Source organism: Mangrovihabitans endophyticus (assembly GCF_014646155.1).
GTDB lineage: Bacteria > Actinomycetota > Actinomycetes > Mycobacteriales > Micromonosporaceae > Actinoplanes > Actinoplanes endophyticus.
Genome location: NZ_BMMX01000099.1, coordinates 1 through 2,792 on the forward strand (window position 1 = coordinate 1; position 2,792 = coordinate 2,792).

Here is a 2,792-nt window from a genome sequence, read left to right on the forward strand (position 1 = left end):
GGCGATGGGGCCGGGCGCGGCGATGAGGCCGGGCGCGGCGGCGGTGGCCCGGAGGGCCCGGGTGCCGGCCAGCCCGGCGGGGTGCGGTCGTGAGGCGGTGGGGTGCGGTCGTGCGGCGGCGGGCCGTCGCGATGGTGGCCGTGGCCCTGGCCGGCGCGCTGGGCGGTGGCTGCGGCGTGCCGCTGGACGACGAACCGCGCGACATGCCCGGCGCCGGCCTGCGCCGCTCCGGCGCCCCCGCCCAGGACGAGGCGGGCCGGTCCGTGGAACGGCTCTGCTGGGTGCGCGACGGGCACCTGGTGCGGGTGCAGCGCCGGGTGCCCGTGCCGCCCACCCCCACCGGGCTGCTGAACGATCTGCTGGCCGGCCCCACCGCCGACGAGTCGGCCAACGGGCTGACCAGCGCGCTCACCACGATGGCCGGGGCGAGCCTGACGCTGACCGGCGGGCGCGCGGTGGTCGAGGTGGGCGACACGTCCAACCAGGGGGTACGCAGCGACGAGGTGTTCGCGTACGGCCAGATGGTCTGCACCCTCGGCGCCAGCCTGGACGTGGGCACCGTGTCGTTCACCAGCGAGGGCCAGCCGCTGAGCGTGCCGCGGGCCGACGGCTCGCTGAGCGACGCGCCGCTGACCATCGTGGACTACAGCGAGCTGCTGCGGGAATGATCGTGGCGGCGTCACCGGCCGGTGACGCCGCCACGCGGGCACGCCGTGCCCGGGGTGTGCGGGCGGGTCAGCTCAGGGTGCAGGAGACCGTGGGCGGGGTGGCCGCGGCGCCGGTACCGACGAACCCGACGGTGACCGACTGCCCGGCGCCGAGCGTGCCGTTGTAGTCGGCGTTGCGCACGCTCACCGACGGCCCTGCCGAGGCGATCACCCCGTTCCAGGCGGACTGCAGGGTGGTGCCCGCCGGGTAGGTCCAGCCGACCGACCAGGACCGCCCGGCCGACGTGCCGGTGTTGCGCACCGTGATCTCGCCCTGGAAGCCGCCGGGCCAGGAGCTGGTCTGCCGGTAGGTGGCCGAGCAGCCGGCCGACGGCGGTGTCGTGGGTGACGTGGTCGGCGGCGTCGTCGGAGTGGTCGTCGGGGGCGTGGTGGGCGGCGTCGTCGGAGGCGTCGTGGGCGTGCCGCCGCCGTACCGGTCGGCCAGGCTGATCCCGGTGGTGCTGCCCGCGCCGCCCAACGGCACCTGGTGGTCCAGCGAGACGAACTTGCCTCCGTACGCCCACAGGGCCGGCTTGAGCAACGCGTACTTCTGCTCGTCCCAGGTCTTCCAGTCGTCGCGCAGCAGACCGCCGGTGTCACCGGAGTTCGGGTTGAGCACCCAGAAGGTCTGGTTCAGCCGGTTCTCCACGATGGTGTCGCGCAGCGCGGTCATCCACCGGTCCTGGCGTTCGTCCTGGCCGAGCCGGCCGCCCCATTCCCCGATCAGCAGCGGGGCGATGTTCTGCTTGTGGATGTAGAGCCAGTTCGGGTCCCACACGTCGGTGGTCAGCGACTGCTTGTCGAACGGCTTGTCGAACCACGGCTGGTTGAACACCAGCGGGCCGTAGTCATGCGGCGAGTAGACGAGCTGGTCCTGGTTGGCGCCCAGATCGACCGGGTGGTCCTTGACGCCGCGCAGGTTGCCGCCCCACCAGTTGAAGTAGTAGTCGTCCTCATCGGCGGACGACCAGCTCGCACCGGCCCGTGGGTAGACCTCGATGCCCTCGCACAGGATCAGCACCTCGGGGTTGATGGCGAGGATCCGGCGACCGGCCGTCTGGCAGGCGTTCTTCCAGTTGTCCACATCGGTGGACGAGTCCCACTTGGCACGGGGGCTCTCGTTCTGCTTGCCGTGCGGCTCGTTCTCGATGTCCATCGCCACGAGCGTGTCGTTGTTCTTGTACCGCTGGGCGACCCACTCCCAGCTCTGATAGAACTGCTCGGGCGTGACGGTACCCTTGTACCACATCGGATAGACGTGGCCGGAGTTGTCGGCGTCGGCGCTGTGCGCGTCGAGCAGCACCTTCATGCCGTACTTCTCGCAGAGCGCGAGGAAGGCGTCGAACACCTGCAGGGTGGTCTTACCCTCCAGTTCGGGATTGGCGTACGTGTTCACGCCGGACGGGACGGCGGCCTGCCCGTTCTTCCACTCCAGCAGTAGCTGGGTGGAGATGGGCACCCGGACGATGTTGATGCCGCGGTCGGCCATGGCCTTGGTGAGGTCGGTCATGTTGGCCGACCAGAGGCCGTGGAAGACGCGTTCGGTGGCGTTGAATCCGAACCAGTTGGCGCCGGTGAGCCAGACCGGGTTGCCGGCCGCGTCGACGACCTGGTTGCCGCGCACGTGCAGCCAGTCGGCGGCGGGCGCGACGGCGGGCGCGGCGGCCGTGACGGCCGGCGTCTGCGCGGCGGCCGAGACGCCGGTGGCGGCGAACCACGCGACCGGCGCGGCGACAGCGGCAGCGGCGAACGCGGCCAGATGCCGTCTGTTCCGTGGGGAGAGCACGATGAGGTTCCTCCTGGGGGACGACGAGGATCACGATGGGAGCGCTCCCATCTTGTAATAGATGAGAAACAATGTCCAAGCGTTGCGCAACATCTGGACACCACCCACGCCAGACACCCACCCCGCCCCACCCCACCGCACCCCCACCCCGCCCCCGGTCCCGCCCCCGGTGGCACCTCCGCCCCGCCCCCGGTGGCGCCTCCGCCCCGCCCCCGGTGGCGTCGACGCTTCTATAGGTGGGCCGGTTCCGGGAGGGATTGGTATCGGTAGGTTCGTCGTCGGTGATCTGCGAGTGACTC

The 2,792-nt window shown here is 71.5% G+C and carries 2 protein-coding genes; one reads left to right on the forward strand and one right to left on the reverse strand.

What is annotated here, in order from left to right; translation table 11 throughout:
* Nucleotides 1-131 precede the first annotated feature (131 nt).
* Nucleotides 132-668 carry a GerMN domain-containing protein gene (locus tag IEY73_RS32465; RefSeq protein ID WP_189083181.1) on the forward strand — a complete coding sequence of 179 codons (537 nt, stop codon included), beginning with the start codon at nucleotides 132-134 and terminating at the stop codon, nucleotides 666-668.
* A gap of 67 nt (nucleotides 669-735) precedes the next feature.
* Here the strand turns inward: IEY73_RS32465 and IEY73_RS32470 are convergent, their stop codons facing one another.
* On the reverse strand, nucleotides 736-2,493 hold the full coding sequence (locus IEY73_RS32470; protein WP_189083180.1) for a cellulase family glycosylhydrolase: 1,758 nt from the start codon (nucleotides 2,491-2,493) through the stop codon (nucleotides 736-738).
* Nucleotides 2,494-2,792 lie beyond the last annotated feature (299 nt).